Consider the following 16,239-nt stretch of genomic DNA (forward strand, 5'->3'; position numbering starts at 1 on the left):
CTCAACCGGCCCGTTCCTCGATCTCCACGACCGAGCGCGGTCCCCCGTCCCCTGCTCGGCCGGTCGTGCTCAACCAGTCGAGCAGGGTCTGGTGGACGGTCTCGTGGCGCACCAGGTCGAAGTGGGTGAGCCCGCCCAGCCACCGCCGGTCGGCGTTCCGCTCTGGATCGGCGGCGCTGGAGGTGCTCACCACCAGGTCACCGACGACACGGCTCAGCACGCTGTCCTCGGAGCGGGACACCGTCGCGACCACGTACAGCTGCCGCACGCCATCCGGCAGCACCGCGTCCGACGGCCCGCTGTCCTGGCCGCCCGCCCACTGGTGCTCGTGCAGCAGCCCCCCGGCCAGGTCCTTGATGCCGTCGCTGCGCAGCGCGAGCAGCCAGGACAGCGGCGCGGCAGGTCGGACGCGGGCGAGCAGCGCCGCGACGCGGGCGGCTGACCGTTCCAGAGGCGCTCCGGCGTGAGGAGTCCCCAGGCACACCAGCCTGCTCACCGACGAGACCCACCCAGCCGCTCGCGCGTTGCCCTGGTGCACGGCGCTGCGCGCCACCAACCCACCCATCGAATGCCCCACCAGCACGACGTCGGTGACCTCCACCGGCCACCCGTCGACCAACTCGTCGAGCAGGTGGTCCAGCTCACGGCCGTTGTCGGAGACGTGGCGGCCGGAGTTGTAACGCAGGTAGACCGGGGTGCACGCCAGAGCGGTGGCGAGCTTGCTGCCGAAGTCCGTGCCGGGACGTTCCCGTCCGAGTGGATCGGTGTGGAACCAGGAGCGCTCGGTGTCGACCAGGCCGTGCAGGAAGACCACCAGGCGTCCCGTCGCCGAGGGGAACGCCGCCGCGAGCGAGTCCCGGTCCAGGCGGAGCCCGCGGTGGTCGAGTCGAACGGACATCGCCGCGGGCGGGGCGTCACCGCGCGAGGCGGCGTGCTCGCCGAACGCGCCGTTGGCGAACCCGACCACTCGTTGCCCGGTCGTGGACTTGACCAGCGCTCCGGGGATCCGCGCCTTCGAGACGGCCAGGTCCGGCAGCGATCGGACCGTGTCCACCACGGTGTCGACCACCCGGGTCACCAGGTCGGTGCCGAGGCGGCGCCCGTCCGTCGGGACGGGTGTCGCTGGGCCGAGCGCCATGCGGGTGCACCTCGTCCTTCGGTGGGTCTCACCGCGGAGTCAGCGGCCCACGACGGATACCCCCGATCGACGTCGAACACCCGTGTCCCGGCGTGGCACCGGTCATAGGTCGTTCCGGGTCGGTGCGAGCGCTTGCGAACGGGTCCGACAGACGTTCAACCGCTTGTCCAGGCCGCCGAGCTCCAGCACGCGGAGCACCGCTCGTCCGCTCGCCACCACCCTCAGGCGGGTGCGACCCCCGGCCCTGCGGTGGGCGGCGACCAGTTCCGCCAGCCCCGCGCACGCGAGGAAGTTCACGGCGGACAGGTCCACGACCATCAGCGCGGGGCTGGGCACCGCGGCGGATTCGAGTGCGCGGCGCAGGATCGGCGCGGTGTTCAGGTCGATCTCGCCCTCCACCACGAGCACGATCGCCTGGTTGTCGGCCAGTGCCGTCACCGCCAGCGCGGGCGAACCGCCTCGGCCGACCACGACGGGCGGCGGTGGGCCGAGCGACGACCGGGGTGTCGGGACCGCGTTCAGCGGGGTCGAGTTCGCGGTTGGCGTCGCACGGTCGGCCCGAGCCGGAGAAGGACCGGTGTCGGAATTGGTGTTGGACTCAGCGAATGTCATGGCCGGCTCCCGGACGGCCCCCGATCGCCCGACACGCCGAAGCGCGATGCGCGAAAAGCCGCCTGCTCACGTGAGATCTCGTCGTGAGGGCGGGATCAAGGCACTCTCGGCGGAGGACGACGTCATCGTACCGCGCCCACGGCTGGCCGGCTGATCTTGACATAACCGCTGCCGATTTCCGGCCCGTACGAGGACGGGGCCCGCGCGAGTGGCCGGATCGACATCGCCGCCGACGTCCGGGTGACGACTGGTGGGACGACCTCGGCCCGCGGCTGGGCGGGGGTGCGTCCCCGCAGCCTCGTCGACGCCGTCCCGTGTGCGCCCGCACCACGCCCGTGGCGTGCGCGGCCACGTCCCCGCGTCGGTGGCCTCACCGCGCGGCAGCGGGCCGGGCACGTCGCGGTGGAGGTCCGGGCGGCCCCGGTCGTGCCACCCCGACCCGGAGCGGGCCCGAGAAGACCGCCGCGGCGCCGAGCGCGGGCGGAAACCGTTGCGGAGCAGGCCGGTCCGGCGATCATCGCGGGTCTCGGGGCCTCGCGGTCAGCACGAGTGCGGCCTGGTCGTCCTCCCCCTCGTGGCCGTCGGTGAACGCGGTCACCGCCGTGATGAGCGCTTCGAGCACGTCCTGGGCGCGGGGACGAGCAGCACGCCCCAGTGCGACGTCCATTCCCGAGTCGTCGAACTGGGAGCCGTCGGAGGCTCGTGCTTCGGTGATGCCGTCGGTGACCACCACCAGGCTCTCACCGGGGTTCAGGTCGACGCGGTGGGTGCGGAGGTGCGGGTCCGCGACGACGCCGAGGAGCATGCCAGGGGGCTCGACCGCCGTGACGGTGCCGTCGGCGAGCACGAGCCGGGGGGCGACGTGCCCGGCGCGGACGAGGTCGACCGTCAGGTGTCCGCCGTGGTCGTGCAGGTGGCCGTAGACGAGCGTGACGAATCCGGAGCCGTGGCTGCCTGCTCGGTCCAGCAGGGCGGTGTTGACGGCCTTGACGACGGCCTGCGGTTCGGGCAGCACGCGGGCGATGGCGCGGGCGGTGTGGCGGACCAGTGCGGTCGTGGTGGCGGCCCTGGCTCCGCGACCGCAGACGTCCCCGATCATGAAGGCCCACCGCCCGTCGGACAGCGGGAACACGTCGTAGAAGTCGCCGCCGATCTCCAACCCCTCGCCCGCGGGGTGGTGGTAGGTGGCCAACTCGGCACCGGGCAACCGCGGGAGGTCGGGCAGCAGGAGGCCCGCTTGCAGGTCGTGCGACAGCCGTGCCCGCTCGGTGTGCTGGCGGGCGTTGCGCGCCGACAGCGACGCCCGCGAGGCGAGTTCCTCGACGAGGTGGACGACGCGCCCGTCCAGCGGAGGCCCGTCCTCGGTGCTGAACAGGGTCAGGGTGCCGAACACGTCTCCCCGGTCGGTGAGCGGGACGCACAGGTGACCGGTGATGGCGAGGGCGTCCCACGGACCGGAGCCGGTGGGGGGCCTGCGAGCGATCGCGGTGGTCGCCGTGGCCAGCACCCTGGTCACGGCACCGGGTTCGGGGGTGTGCGCGGTCAGCAGGTCCGTCTGCGCGGCGGTGGGCGTCGCCGTGGCGATCCGCCTCACCCGACCCGCGTCGACGACGTCGATCGCGCACAGCGGGGCCAGCGCCGGGACGCACACGTCGGCCAGGCACTGCAAGGTCTGCGCGTACTCCGGGCAGCGGGCCAGCGCGGTTCCCGCCGCGAGCAGGAAGGCCAGGTCGTCGCGAGCAGCCTTCTCCTTGGCCTCGGCGGCGGCGTGCGCCCGTTCGGTGTGGTGGCGCTCGATGGCCAGCGCCGCGGTGTCGGTGAACACCCTGGCGAGGGCCAGGTCCGTTTCCTCGGGGTGCCGCGGGCTGCGGTGGTACATCGCGAAGGTGCCCAGCAGGCGGCCGTCGCGGGCCAGGATCGGAGTGGACCAGCACGCCGCCAGCGAGGCGGCGGCCGCCAGTTCCCCGAAGTCCGCCCAGAACGGGTCGTCCGCGATGTCGCTGACGACGACCGGGCTGCGGCGGTGGGCCGCCGTGCCGCAGGAGCCGATCCCCTCGCCGGTGGCGATCCCGTCGATGGCGTCGTTGTAGAAGTCCGGCAGGCTCGGTGCGGCGCCGTGCCTCAGGTGCTTGCCGTCCTCGTCGGCCAGCAGCACCGAGACCAGGGTGCCGGGGGTGAAGTGCTCGATCACCCGCACCATGCCGTCGAGCACCTCGCGCAGCGGCGCCTGCCGGGCGATCTGCTCCAGCAGCGCCCGGTGCTCGGCGATCAACCGCTGCGCGTGCCTGGTCCGCGTCGTCTCCACCGCCAGCACCACCACACCGATGACGTTGCCGCCCGCGTCGCGCCTCGGTTCGTGGGTGAAGTCGAAGTACGCCTCCCGCGCCGCTCCTGCCTCACCGAGCACGATCCTCGCGTCCCGCGCCGAACAGGGGGTGCCGGTGCGGTAGACGCCGTCGAGCAACGCGATGACGCCCTGTTCGGCCAACTCGGGAACCAGGTGGCCGATCGGCGTTCCGGTGCGCACGCGATCCCCGCCACCGATCGCCTCGACGAACGCGCGGTTGGCCGACTCCACCACGTGCGCGGGTCCCGACAAGGTGGCGAACGCCGCGCTGGACTGCCCGAAGAGGGACCGGATGTCCGCATCGTCCACCGAACGCGCGTCTGGTGACGGATCCGTTCCGCTGGTCGAGTCGTCGTCGTTCCGCATCGTCGTCCCCAACCCGGTAGCGCAGACCGTCCGGGTGGTCCCGCAACGTCCTCTGACCATCACCCTCTTTGCGCCCACGTCACCCGTGGTGCTCGGCGGGCGACCCCAGGGGCCTCCCGTCGCGACAGCGGCGTGAACACCTGCCGCGCCAACGCGAGGGAGCCCCGGCCGCCGTGCGGCGACCGGGGCTCCCTCGTGCAAGTGCGTCGTCAGGCGTGCGCGCGTCGACCGGTGACGAGGCGGTAGATGCCCAGCAGCACCAGCGAGCCGAGGATGGCCAGCAGCCACGTGCTCAGGTCGAAGAAGTTGTTGATGTCGCTGTTGAACAGCGCGCGGCCGATGAAGCCACCGAGGATCGCTCCGACGATGCCGATCAGCATCGTGACGATGATGCCGCCGGGGTCCTTGCCGGGCATGATCGCCTTCGCGATGGCACCCGCGATGAGGCCGAGAACGATCCAACCCAAGATACCCACTGCGCTTCTCCCTCGTCCGACACCCGCGGCTGACTCGACGCCGCTCTCGTCCTGCTCGATGGAGGAATTCCCCGTGAGCGCGAACCTCAAACACGCGCCGGGTCGAACCGTGAGCGGTGCCGCCGCCGGGGGCGCACCGCCGGGACCCGCGGTGGTCGTGGACGGCCTGGTGAGCGGATCCCGGAGCAGCGACGCCCGGTCGTGTCGACGCTGGTGCTCCGCTTCGGCGCTCCACCGTGGACACCGGGCGCGAGGATCGCGCGACCGGCCACGCGGGTACTCGCGACCACGTCGAACAGTCGGCGTCGGCACATCCGGGCGAGTTGCGGGGCGGTCACGACATGGACGCGGACTTCGACCACGAGGTGACGCGGAAGCTGCGCCTCCAGGCGCGGCAGATCAGTGAGGCGCTCGGCCAGCAGGGCGAGAGCTGGTGCGTGGAGGCGGTGCGGCCCGACGCGCTCTACCTCGCGGTGGAGGGTCGTCTCCCGAGCTTCCCCGACGACGACCTGGCGTTGACCTGGCGGGAGAAGCGCGGGTGGTTCGCGGTCGTGGAGCACCGTGGCGACAACCGCCTTCACGAGATCGCTCACTTCGGCGTGCGGGGGAAGCCGTCTCCCCGTGAGGTGGCCGAGTGGGTCGCGGGCCTGCTGCGGGACGATCCGCCGCGCCTGGCCGACACCGCTTGAGCGGGTCCCCCTCCGCCGCCGTCCTACTGGCGGTCGCGGAGGGTCACCTTCGCCGAGCAGGGGACCTCCGCCCACACGGTCTTGCCCTCCGCTCTCGAATCCACGCCCCAGGCTTCGGACACGTGCTCGACGATGACCAGTCCTCGACCGCGACCGTCACCCAGCCGCGACCGGCCGAGAACGGGTCCACCAGGTGACGCGTCATCGACCTCGACCCGGACGACGTGCGGTTCCGACGACCTGCGCAGCCGGATGCGGCGGGGGTCCTGGGCGTGGTCGAACGCGTTGCTCACCAACTCGTTCGCCACCAGCACGCAGTCGTCCCGGACGTCGTCGCCCAGATCGGTCAAGACCTCGTCGACCCAGCGACGCACCACCCTCAAGTTCTGGACCCGCGTGTCGAGGTCGAGGGTGAAGGCCGTCTGCTCCGGTTGCGCAGCATCTCCGCCGGTCATGTGCTCCGCACTCCTTCTGCTGGTGCCTGCTCGTGCGGTGCGTTCACCACTGCTCGTGGGACGAGGTCGATCACGGACCCGGAACCGGCGAAGCGGGGTGCCCCAGGAGCGCGCCCGCGTCGTGGAGGTGCCGCAGGACCTCGCCGCAGGAGGCTCGCACACCCGCCTCCGGCAAGCCCGCTTCCTCGAACTCACCGGTCAGGCACGCGAAATCGCCGCCCCGCGGAGGGACAGGAGCGCGAGCGGTGGAGCCGGGCGACGAGGTCATGGCGTGCCTTCCAGGCGATCGAGCCGTTCTCGGAGTGTTTCCGCCGGTACCCGCTTGAAACCCCGGAACGGACCTCGCACTCGGCACGGCCGCGGTCGGCGTCCCCGCACCACCACCGCCACCCGTCGGCGCGATGGGGCTGCGCATCGAACTGGCGGGCGCGGTGCGGCGGGACGAAGTACGGTTCACGCCAGTGGACGAGTGCCCCGTCCACCCCACCTGGCGAACGAGAACGGAAGACCATGCACCAGGACACGAGCTCGCCGACCGGGCTCGTGCGCGTGCGGGTGGCCGATGACCTCGCGGTCCTGACGCGGGACGGTCGATGGGCCGCGGGCGAGGCCCACTACCTCTACCACGAGATCTTCACCCACGACGACTACCTCAAGGACCTGCCGCGGCTGCCGCCGAACGCCGTCGTCGTGGACGCGGGCGCCAACATCGGCCTGTTCGCGCTGCGAATCGCCAGGGAGTGCCCGGAAGCGCTGGTCGTCGCGGTGGAACCCGTTCCCCCCACGTGCGCGCTGCTGCGCCTCAACCTCGCCGACGTCGCCGTTGACGAGGTGCGCGTCCTGGAGGTCGCGCTCGGGGAGTCGTCCGGGCGAACGGTGCTCACGGCCTACACGCACCTCTCGGCGAACTCGACGGGGCGTCCGCAGGAGAAGCCCGCCTCGTGGGTGGCGGCCATGCGCGGTGCCCAACCCGATCCGGCCGCGGCCGACGAGATGCTGAGCACCAGTTCGGTCGAGGTCGACGTCGTGCGCCTGTCGCAGGTGCTGCCGAGGGACCGGTCGCGGATCGATCTGGTCAAGGTGGACGTCGAGGGCGCGGAACTGGAGGTGCTGCGCGGCATCGACGACCACGACTGGCCGCGCATCGCCGCGGTCGTGATCGAGGTGCACGATGTCGACGGCCGTCTGGCGGAGGTCGAGCGCCTGCTCGCGCGCCGCGGGTTCTCCTGCACCGTGCGGGTGCCCGCCATGATGTCACCGGACCTGCGGCACCACATCGTGACCGCGAGGGCGAACGACACCGCCGATCACCTCGCCGCCGGGTGAGGACGAGGGACGACCGTCACCGCCACGAGGAGAAGAACCCCTCCAGCGTTCGGCCGCGCTCCTCCCTCGCGCCGAGGTCGATCCGGTGGACGCCGAAAGCCCGCCGCAGGACCTCGTGCCGCTCGAAGCGGTGCGCCCACCGACGTGCGCGGCCGACCGCGCGGGTGGACCACGCCACGGCCAGCAACTCCCCCTCCTGGACCAGGTCCACTCGACCGACGTCGGATCCGGTGATCGACTCCACCGCGCGGTGGACTGCGGACACGGGCAGCGGCCCGTGCACGGTGAGGTGGACCCGTGCTCGACGCGCCTGGTCCTCCGTCCACGGTGCCACTCGCACCACCCCCTCGTAGGTCTCCAGCAGGCGCTCGTCGTCGACCGGGAGCCGGATACCGAGGTCCCGGTGGTCTTGGCGCAGGAGCGAGTGCACCGTGCGCACCACGTGGTTGAAAGGCCCGTCGGCGCGCACGGTGGCCAGCACGTCGAACACCACCCCGGCCAACGGGGCACCGCGGGTCGCGGGCTCGGGTATCACGGCGGCCAGCCGTGCGCTCTGCGCGTCCAGGACGTCGGTGCTGTCCCCGCGCCCGCTCCAGTCCGGTCCGTCGTGCCACGCGACGGCCGTGCGCTCGTGCACGAGCACGGCACCCGCGTTCCACGCGCGGTAGGCGAAGTCCCAATCCTCCCCGCCGTAGCCCACGAACCGCTCGTCGAAACCGTCGAGGTCGAGGAACAGCTCCTTCCTGCACGCCATCACCGCTCCGATCACGAAGCGGAAGCTGCGGCCGTCGGCGTTCAGCAGGTTCTCCGTGGCGGCGTAGGCATCTCGCAGCCATGGTGGTTCGTCGAGGGCATCGGCGTCCCCCGGCTGCTCGTCATCGGCGAGCCGGGAGAACGACGTGTGCCTGCGGCGGCCCACGGCCAGCACGTCGGGGCAGAGACCGATGTGGTGCACCACGCGTTCCACGTACTCCGCTTCGGGCACGGTGTCGGCGTCCAGGAAGACCAGGACGTCACCCGTGCTGTGCCGGACCGCCAGGTTTCGGACGGCCGCGGCGCGGAACCCCTCGTCGGGCTGGCTCACCACGAGGGTCTCGACGCCCCGCACGGCGAAGGCGGGGGTGACGGCCGACCCGTCGTCGGCCAGCACCACCTGGGACGGCCGCAAGGTCTGGCGTTGCAGGGCGGACGCCATCCGGCCCAGCAGGTGGTGCTGTTCGAAGTGGGTCACGACGACGGTCACGGCGGGTTCCTGCCGCGGGTACCCCGTCACCGAGTCCCACCGGTTGTGGGGTACCAGGACGTCGGTCAGCACGGTGGCCCACCCGGTCGTGCTCGAAAACCGGCCAGTTCGGAGCGGTAGAGGGCGACGTGCTCGGCGCCGGTGTCCTGCCATCGCGGGCGGCGTGGCAGCCGTGTCGTCCCCGTGTCCTCCAGCGCGCGGGAGATGTGCTCGACCAGGTCGCGTTCGTCGTTCCCCAGCAGCAGGGTGCCCGGATGGCGGCGTTCGATCTCGGTGCTGTACGGACCGGCCCAGGTGATCGGTCGCCGCAGGCAGGACAGCCAGGACAGCAGGGAACCGCTGGCGCTGACGTCGCGGTTGAGCATCAAGGGGACCCCTGCCGTCGCGGCCACCGAGGAGAACCGCGCGTCGGTCAGGTGTCCGGTGATGACCAGCGGCACGCGTCTGCGCTCGGCGTGCCGTCGCAGACGGTCCTCCAGGTCGTGGTGCCCGGTGCTGGTGGCCCCCGCGGCGATCACCGCGGGGGCACCGCCCGCGCGGTCGCGGCCCACCTCCGCGGCCAGGTCGATCGCGTCGTCGTGCCCCTTGCCGGGGTAGAGGTAGCCGAGCAGGACCAAGGACGAGGACGTGCCCGCGGGGCTCTCGGCCCGAGCCGGTGCCGGTTCCGGCGGGAGCGGCAGATCGATGTGGTGCGGGGTCTCGCCGGTCAGCTCGGCGATCTTGCGCGCTTCGTGCTCCGCGGAGACGACGACGGCGTCGCTGGCCTCGACGACGGCCGCGTAGCCCGCGCAGCGCGCTCGGTCACGACGGCCCTGGCCGCGGGGATCGGGAACGTCGTGCACGGTGACCACCAGCGGACGGCGGGCTCCCTCGGCCCACCCGCGGTAGGTCCGAGCCGCTTCCCCGATCGTGGGGCCGAACAGGGCGTCGGTGAAGTGGGCGTGCGTGAGGTCCGGCGCCTGTTCGGTGTCGAGCACCCCGTGCCGCGCGCAGAGGCGGGCGACCGCTCGCGCGTGCCGGACGACTCCGTGTCCCGCGGGCCCGGGGGCGTAGGTGTGGACCCTCATCGAAGGACCGCGGTCGACGGGCGAACAGCGGACACCACCGCGCGGTAGACCTCGTTGTGAGCGCTGGTGATGGCGGACCGGGCGACCCCCCGCTCGTCGGGGTCGGCTCGCCATCGGGGCCGCTGGGAATGCGCGCGGCGCAGTGCGGCGTCCAGGCCGTCGAGGTCCAGTGCGGTCTCCGTGCGGTGGTAGAGCAGGCAGGGAGCCTGCTCCTGGTAGAACCCGCAGTCCGGGGCCAGCACCGTCGTCCCCAGGTCGTAGCAGGCTTCCAGCCAGCCCGAGTGGGTGCCGAACCGGTGCGGGAGGACGGACACGTCGAGGCCCTCCAGGTAGTCGTACAGCTCGGAGTCGGAGAACGGCGGCCCCACCGTGACGGCGACACCGCGCTGTTCCAGTTCGTCCGCGGCGCGGCGACCGTCCTCGTCGTCGTGGGCGTGGACCACCAGCCGCGAACCGGGCAGCGTGGACGTGGTGCGCGCGAGCTGCTCGGCCACGGCGACGGCGTCGCAGTTGGCGCGCATGCTCTTCGCGTGCACCCCGACCACGAACCGGTCGCGCTCACCACGCGCGGACGTCCGACGCGCTCGCTCCGGGTCGACCACGTGCGGGTGCGGGACGACCGTCGCGACGCGCCCCCAGGTGGAGGCGATCTGGTCGGCGGCCCCCCTGGTCAGGGTGATGACGGCGTCGGCTGAGGGGATGAGCACGTCGAGCGCCTCGCGGTGCGGGCCGGGGTCGACCTGGTGGGGGTTGCGCAGGTCGTGCACGGTGAGGACCAGGGGTTTGCCGAGGGCGCGCAGGGTTTCCACCACCGAGCGCAGGTCCCGCGCGGAGAGGTGCTCGTAGCCGAAGTGCAGGTGCAGCAGGTCGAACCGCGCGTGGTGGGTGCGCAGCCACCCGGGTTCCAGCGACTGGTGCGGCCACCAGCGACCGGGGGGCGCTCCCGGCACCGGCGGGTCGGGGAGGACGAGGAAGCCAGGGGTGGCGCTCACGTCCGAGATGTTGCGGATGTAGGGGTGCCCCGCCGGCACGGAGGCGACTCTCAGCTGCCGTTGCACAGGTCCCGGTTAGCCCTCGTCCCTCGTGACCAAACACGACGGCGACACACCTGTTCGGGTGAAGTGGAACGAGGTGTGCCGTGGCCGCGTTCAAACCTCGGAGCCGGTTTTTCACCGGATCACGTCCGGTCGCGGGGCGCACCGGCGCGAAACGGTCCACGATGGACCCGTGAACCACGACCACCGCTCGCCCCGCTCAGCCCCGTGCACGCGTTGACGTGCGTCCACGGTCACCGTCCGCTCGTTGTTTCCCCCGTTCCAGCGCGGGTATCTCCGTCACGGGGGACGACACCCGCTGAACCAGCGGGTCTGAACCGGTGGAGGCACATGGAAGCCGCACCCGCCGGGTCTCTTCGCTCCACGTGGGACGTTCACGCGCTCGGGTCGTGCCCACGGGCGAAGGTTCTCGCACCCACCGCCTGAACCGTGCTGGAACGAGGGACGGCCCTTCACCACCGGGTGGTGAGGACCGTCCCCCCTCGGTTCGCGGTCGGTGAACCGATCGACGAGCGCGCCCGGTAGAAGGAGCACATGCGGTGGCACGAACACCATCCGCCGTCGAACCAGGTGGTTCTCGGACGGCACTGCGCGGGGGTGGCCGCGCGGGGCCCGTCACGGGTCCACCTCGGCCGTCAGGTGACACCCTGACCGGCGCTCCGCTCTCCATCGGTCTGATCGCCTCGGCGCGCTACCCCATCCGCGAGCCCTTCGCCGGGGGGTTGGAGGCGCACACGTGGCAACTCGCCACCGGCCTGAGGGCGCGAGGACACGAGGTGACGATCTTCGGCGGCACGGGCTCGGACCCGGCGCTGCGGGTCAGGGCCATGCCGGTCCTCCCGCCCCTGTCGGCGCAAGCCCGACGCGACGTCAGCATGCCGCCCGACTACTTCATCGCGGAGCACCACGCCTACCTCGGCTTGATGATGGACCTCAGCTCCTCCGCGGGGTGCGACGTGGTGCACAACAACTCGCTGCACTACCTGCCCGTCGCCATGGCCTCGGCGCTCCGCGCGCCGGTGCTGACCACGTTGCACACACCACCCACCCCGTGGCTGGAGTCCGCGATCAGGCTGTGCTCCCCCGAGCACGCCTCCTTCGCCGCCGTCAGCGCTCACACCGCCCGGCAGTGGTCGTCCCTGGTGTCCGCGATCACCGTGGTGCGCAACGGGGTCGCACTCGACCGGTGGGTGCCCGGCGGCGGCGGAGGACCACCGGTCTGGTTCGGCAGGCTGGTACCCGAGAAGGGCGCCGAACTGGCCATCCGGGCCGCGCGCTCGGCTGGGACGGGGCTGCGGCTGGCCGGTCCCCGACCGGACGCCGAGTACTTCCGGCGGGAGATCGAGCCGCTCCTGGGTGGTGACGTCGTGTACGAGGGGCACCTGACCCACCACGACCTGGTGCGACTGGTCGGGTCCGCCACCGTCGCCGTGGTGTCACCGCGCTGGGAGGAACCGTACGGACTGGTGGTGGCCGAAGCGCTCGCCTGCGGCACCCCGGTCGCCGGTTTCGCCCGAGGGGCCCTGCCCGAGGTGCTCGACGAGCACAGCGGCGTCCTGGCCGCGCCCGACGACGTGGCCGGGCTCGCCGCGGCCATCACCCGCGCCGCCTCGTTGGACCGGGACGCGGCACGGCACCGCGCCGAGACCATGTGCTCGGTGGACCGCATGGTGGACGGGTACGTGCGGATGTACCGGGAGCTGCGGTCGTGATCGCCTACTACGTGCACCACCACGGGTCCGGCCACCTCCACCGCGCCACCTCCGTCGCCCGCCACCTGGGCGGGGACGTGCTCGGGATCTCCAGCCTCCCCGCGCCCGCCCGCTGGCCGGGCCGGTGGACGACGCTGCCCGGCGACGCCAGGGGTGTCGACGCGACGCACGACGACGTCACCGCGGGGGCCACGCTGCACTGGGCACCCCGGCACCACGAGGGCCTGCGTGAACGGATGGCCATGGTGAGCGCGGACCTGCGCGGCGGTTCGGTCCGCCTGCTGGTCGCGGACGTATCGGTCGAGATCGCCCTGCTGGCCCGGCTGCACGGCGTGCCGGTGGTGGTCGTCGCGCAGCCCGGACGTCGGACCGACCGGGCGCACCGCACGGCCTACGACCTGGCCGACGCGATCATCGCGCCGTGGCCGCGGCAACCCGCTCCGGACTGGCCGGAGGCGTGGCTGGCCAAGACCTCGCACGTCGGGGCGTTCTCGCGCTTCGACGACCGTCCCGCCTCACCGGCCACCGCGCGGCGGAACGTCCTGGTCCTGTGGGGGGCGGGCGGTCTGGCGGTGTCCGAGACCCAGCTCCACGCCGCGGCGGCGGCCACCCCGGAGTGGCACTGGCACATCGCGGGCCCACCCGCGTCCGGGAAGGCACTCGGCCCCCGCCCGCCCAACCTGCACCACCACGGCTGGGTCGACGACCCGTGGCCACTGCTGGACGCGGCGGGCGTCGTGATCACCCACGCCGGGCAGAACGCGCTCGCCGAGGTGGCGGCGGCCCGCAGGCCCGCGGTCGTCATCCCCCAGCCCCGGCCCTTCGACGAGCAGCACGCCACCGCCGCGGCCCTGGTCCGCTCCGACCTGGGCGTGGTGGTCCCGAGCTGGCCCGAACCACACCGGTGGTCGGCGGTGCTGACCAGCGCGCGGTCGCGCGGTGGCGACTGGTCACCGTGGTCGCGCGGTGACGGCGCCGCTCGGGCCGCGGCGGTGCTGCGCGACCTGGCGCGGCACCGGTGACGGGTCGAGCGCACCGGCCCCGGACGGCTGTCATCACCATCGCCGCCGGGCGTGAGGACCATCTCCACCGGCAACGCGAAGCCCTCAGCGCCGACGAGGTCGACCTGCACGTCGTCGTCGGCATGACGGGCGTCCCGCGGCTGCGACCCGTGCCCTCCGCCCCCGAGGTGACGCCGATCTCCGTGACCGCGGGACACCGGGGGCTTCCCCTGGCCGCGGCCCGCAACGCCGGGGCGCGAGCCGCGATCCGGTGCGGTGCCGAACTCCTGGTCTTCCTGGACGTCGACTGCATACCCGGCCCCCTGGCGCTGTCCCGCTACACCACCGCCGCCCTCGACGTCCCCCCGGCGACCCTGCTGTGCGGCCCCGTGGCGTACCTACCGCCTCCGGCGCACCGGGGATACCCGCCGCACGGCGAACTGGCGCGCCTGGCCGAGCCGCACCCCGGCAGGCCCGCTCCGGAGGCGGGACGGATCCTGCTGGACGACGAGCGGTTCGAGCTGTTCTGGTCGCTGTCCTTCGCGACCTCGCGCGACGACTGGGACCGCTTCGGCGGCTTCTGCGAGCAGTTCGCGGGGTACGGGGCCGAGGACACCGACTTCGCGCTCCGCGCGGCGGAACGCGGGGCTCGCCTGGCCTGGGTCGGCGGGGCCGTCGCCTACCACCAGCACCACCCTCCCAGCAGGTACGAGGAGCGCCACGTACGGGAGCTGGTGGTCAACGCCCGGCTCTTCCACCGGCGTCACGGCTTCTGGCCGATGGAGGACTGGCTGACCGACCTGGACCGCGCCGAGGTCGTCCGGTTCGACCGCGCGCACGACGTGCTCCGGCTGCTGCCGGGGTTCGGCGCGAAGCTCCGGGCGCACGGGCCGCGGTGACACCGGGCTGCCACGACGGGTCCGCGGTTCCCCCACCGGTGTCGCCGGGGTCGTCTCGCGGTGGGGCGATCACGGGGAAGGTGCTCGCCCGGTGCGGTGAGCGACCACGGTGGAGGTCACCGGTTCCACGACCTCTCGTAGACCTGCACACCGTTCGCGTCGCGCGCCACGGCGTGGACGACGAGGGGGCGGGGACGGGCATCGGGACCCGACGGGGCGAACGGCGGGACGAGGAACGCGAAGGTGCGGTCGGCCACCGTGACCGGCCGCGGTGGACCGTCACCGAGGCTGATCTCCATGGTCGAGACCTCCGGGCGGAGCTCACCCCCGAAGATCGTGCGGTCGCCCTCGACGACGGTCAGGACGTTCATCACGGCGGGCGCGCCGCTGTTGACGAGGAGCGTGCGGACGGCCTCGGTCCTCTCCTCGTCCGACCGGCACGTCACCAGGCTGTTCGCGCTGCGGCCGAGCACGAGCCTGCCACCGGGGTAGGTCACCAGCGCGCCCGGCCGGTAGGAGTCCGGATCCGGCAGGGGCCGCGACGACCGGGCCAGGCAGTCCCCCAGCGCGCTACCCGCGTCGGACGCGCGGTCCGGCGCAGGTCCGTCCGACCGGTCGCGGACCAGGACGGCGGGCGGCGCGGGCGCGGCGAGTTCCCGCACGGCCGTGGGGTCCTCCGAGTCGATCTCGTTGACGCTGATCCTCGTTCCGGCGAGGTTCACCCCCGTCCGTCCGACGAACAGGTGGTCGCCCGACTCGGCTTTGAGCAGGACGCTGCCGTGGGGGCCGGTGCCCTTGAGCGCGATCCGGCTCCACCCCACGTCGGTGACGCCCGCGACGACGCCCTCACGGCTGAACAGGACGGCGGCGGTCCCGGAGTCCGGCGCCGCGTTCGGGTCGGTCACCGTGACCGTGGTGGGTGTGGTCTGGCAGAACAGCGGCTTGCCGTCGGCACGGGCGGCGACCACGCCGATCTGGGAGTCGCCAGCGGTGAACGACGGTGTCCACAGGGAACGGTCGGGGAAGCGATCGGCCAGCCCCCGCTGCCGCACGGCCGCCCAGCAGCGGTCCAGCGCGACAGCGGCGGCCTCCCGGTCCAACGACCCGCCGACCGCCGCGACCGGGTGAGGCGCGTCGGGCACCTGCCTCAGCACGAGGACCGTCCCGGCGAGCAGCAGCACGACGGCGGCCACCGCGAGGAGCCTGCCGGGGACCGCACGCCGGGCCACCCCCCGCTCGACCTCGGCGCGCAACCGGCCCCGCACCGCGGGTGGGAGCGCGAGCGGCTCGTCGGCCGGAACGTCCTCCGCCAGACGGGCCAGGGCCAGGGCTAGGCGGGAGCGCGCGGTCTCCTCGGAGACCCGCAGGTGCACGGCGGCGTCGGCGACCGGGAGACCGCCGAGCAGGCACAGTTCGGCGACCTCGCGCTGCGCCCGCGGGAGTCGGCGCACCACGTCGATCACCTCGCGCAGCCGGGAGTCGTCGTCGACGCGGTGCACGACCGCGTCGGCGTGCTCGTCGACCGGCTGCGGGGTGGCCGACCCGCGGGACCGCCGGTGCCCGGCGCGCACGACGTCACCCGCCGTCGCGCACAGCAGCGGCAGGGCACTCGGCCCGACCGGCGTCACGTCGGCCCGCGACCGCCACGCGGTCACGAAGGTCGCCGACGTGACGTCGTACGCCCGCTCCCGCGACGCGGTCAGCCGGTAGGCGTGGTTCCACACCGCCTCGACGTGCCGCTCGAAGACCACGTCGAACGACTCCCGGTCGCCACCGCTCCACAGCACGGCGTCGTCCGGCGGCTCACCGCCGCCGGATGACGTGTCCGCGTTGTCCGGGGTGCTGTCACTCAT

General features: G+C 73.0%; 14 protein-coding genes. 5 read left to right on the top strand and 9 right to left on the bottom strand.

The genetic code is table 11. The features are described 5' to 3' along the window. Position 1: 1 nt before the first annotated feature. The 4 genes from VFZ92_RS14225 to VFZ92_RS14240 form a co-directional block, all read right to left on the bottom strand. Positions 2-1,138 (bottom strand): esterase/lipase family protein, encoded by a 1,137-nt coding sequence (locus VFZ92_RS14225; RefSeq protein WP_330876373.1) that lies wholly within the window; start codon positions 1,136-1,138, stop codon positions 2-4. Between the two features lie 102 nt (positions 1,139-1,240). Continuing rightward, on the bottom strand, positions 1,241-1,750 hold the full coding sequence (locus VFZ92_RS14230) for an STAS domain-containing protein (protein WP_330876374.1): 510 nt from the start codon (positions 1,748-1,750) through the stop codon (positions 1,241-1,243). Positions 1,751-2,264: 514 nt separating this feature from the next. Next, on the bottom strand, positions 2,265-4,406 hold the full coding sequence (locus VFZ92_RS14235; protein WP_330876375.1) for a GAF domain-containing SpoIIE family protein phosphatase: 2,142 nt from the start codon (positions 4,404-4,406) through the stop codon (positions 2,265-2,267). Between the two features lie 266 nt (positions 4,407-4,672). Then, positions 4,673-4,939, bottom strand: a complete 267-nt coding sequence (locus tag VFZ92_RS14240) for a GlsB/YeaQ/YmgE family stress response membrane protein (protein WP_259628091.1) — start codon at positions 4,937-4,939, stop codon at positions 4,673-4,675. A gap of 341 nt (positions 4,940-5,280) precedes the next feature. Between VFZ92_RS14240 and VFZ92_RS14245 the strand changes: the two genes are divergently transcribed. Then, positions 5,281-5,628: a DUF6292 family protein gene (locus tag VFZ92_RS14245; protein ID WP_330876376.1), complete on the top strand. Its 348-nt coding sequence runs from the start codon at positions 5,281-5,283 to the stop codon at positions 5,626-5,628. Positions 5,629-5,651: 23 nt separating this feature from the next. On the opposite strand, the gene VFZ92_RS14250 is transcribed toward VFZ92_RS14245, so the two are convergent. Beyond that, positions 5,652-6,083 carry an ATP-binding protein gene (locus VFZ92_RS14250; RefSeq protein ID WP_330876377.1) on the bottom strand — a complete coding sequence of 144 codons (432 nt, stop codon included), beginning with the start codon at positions 6,081-6,083 and terminating at the stop codon, positions 5,652-5,654. A gap of 510 nt (positions 6,084-6,593) precedes the next feature. Here VFZ92_RS14250 and VFZ92_RS14255 point away from each other — a divergent pair. Then, the gene (locus VFZ92_RS14255; RefSeq protein ID WP_330876378.1) at positions 6,594-7,409 is read left to right on the top strand and encodes an FkbM family methyltransferase; all 816 of its coding nucleotides are present in this window, start codon (positions 6,594-6,596) and stop codon (positions 7,407-7,409) included. Positions 7,410-7,425: 16 nt separating this feature from the next. Here VFZ92_RS14255 and VFZ92_RS14260 read toward each other — a convergent pair whose 3' ends face one another. From VFZ92_RS14260 to VFZ92_RS14270, 3 genes are read right to left on the bottom strand one after another with little or no spacing between them, the layout of a single operon-like run. Further along, entirely contained in the window at positions 7,426-8,724 is a 1,299-nt protein-coding gene (locus VFZ92_RS14260) for a glycosyltransferase (RefSeq protein WP_330876379.1), read from the bottom strand. After that, a complete protein-coding gene (locus VFZ92_RS14265; protein WP_330876380.1) occupies positions 8,718-9,719 on the bottom strand; it encodes a hypothetical protein in 1,002 nt (333 codons plus the stop codon). Before VFZ92_RS14265 ends, VFZ92_RS14260 begins: the two co-directional genes overlap by 7 nt. Continuing rightward, a complete protein-coding gene (locus VFZ92_RS14270; RefSeq protein WP_330876381.1) occupies positions 9,716-10,711 on the bottom strand; it encodes a glycosyltransferase in 996 nt (331 codons plus the stop codon). The genes VFZ92_RS14265 and VFZ92_RS14270 overlap by 4 nt, the downstream gene beginning before the upstream one ends. Positions 10,712-11,472: 761 nt before the next feature. Here VFZ92_RS14270 and VFZ92_RS14275 point away from each other — a divergent pair. From VFZ92_RS14275 to VFZ92_RS14285, 3 genes are read left to right on the top strand one after another with little or no spacing between them, the layout of a single operon-like run. Continuing rightward, positions 11,473-12,486 carry a glycosyltransferase gene (locus VFZ92_RS14275; RefSeq protein WP_330876540.1) on the top strand — a complete coding sequence of 338 codons (1,014 nt, stop codon included), beginning with the start codon at positions 11,473-11,475 and terminating at the stop codon, positions 12,484-12,486. Next, entirely contained in the window at positions 12,483-13,508 is a 1,026-nt protein-coding gene (locus VFZ92_RS14280) for a glycosyltransferase (protein ID WP_330876382.1), read from the top strand. The genes VFZ92_RS14275 and VFZ92_RS14280 overlap by 4 nt, the downstream gene beginning before the upstream one ends. After that, entirely contained in the window at positions 13,505-14,386 is an 882-nt protein-coding gene (locus VFZ92_RS14285; protein WP_330876383.1) for a glycosyltransferase family 2 protein, read from the top strand. The genes VFZ92_RS14280 and VFZ92_RS14285 overlap by 4 nt, the downstream gene beginning before the upstream one ends. Positions 14,387-14,502: 116 nt before the next feature. Here the strand turns inward: VFZ92_RS14285 and VFZ92_RS14290 are convergent, their stop codons facing one another. Next, positions 14,503-16,239, bottom strand: coding sequence for a sigma-70 family RNA polymerase sigma factor (locus tag VFZ92_RS14290; protein WP_330876384.1), 1,737 nt, complete (start codon positions 16,237-16,239; stop codon positions 14,503-14,505).

This window comes from Umezawaea sp. (genome assembly GCF_036375055.1).
Lineage (GTDB): Bacteria > Actinomycetota > Actinomycetes > Mycobacteriales > Pseudonocardiaceae > Umezawaea.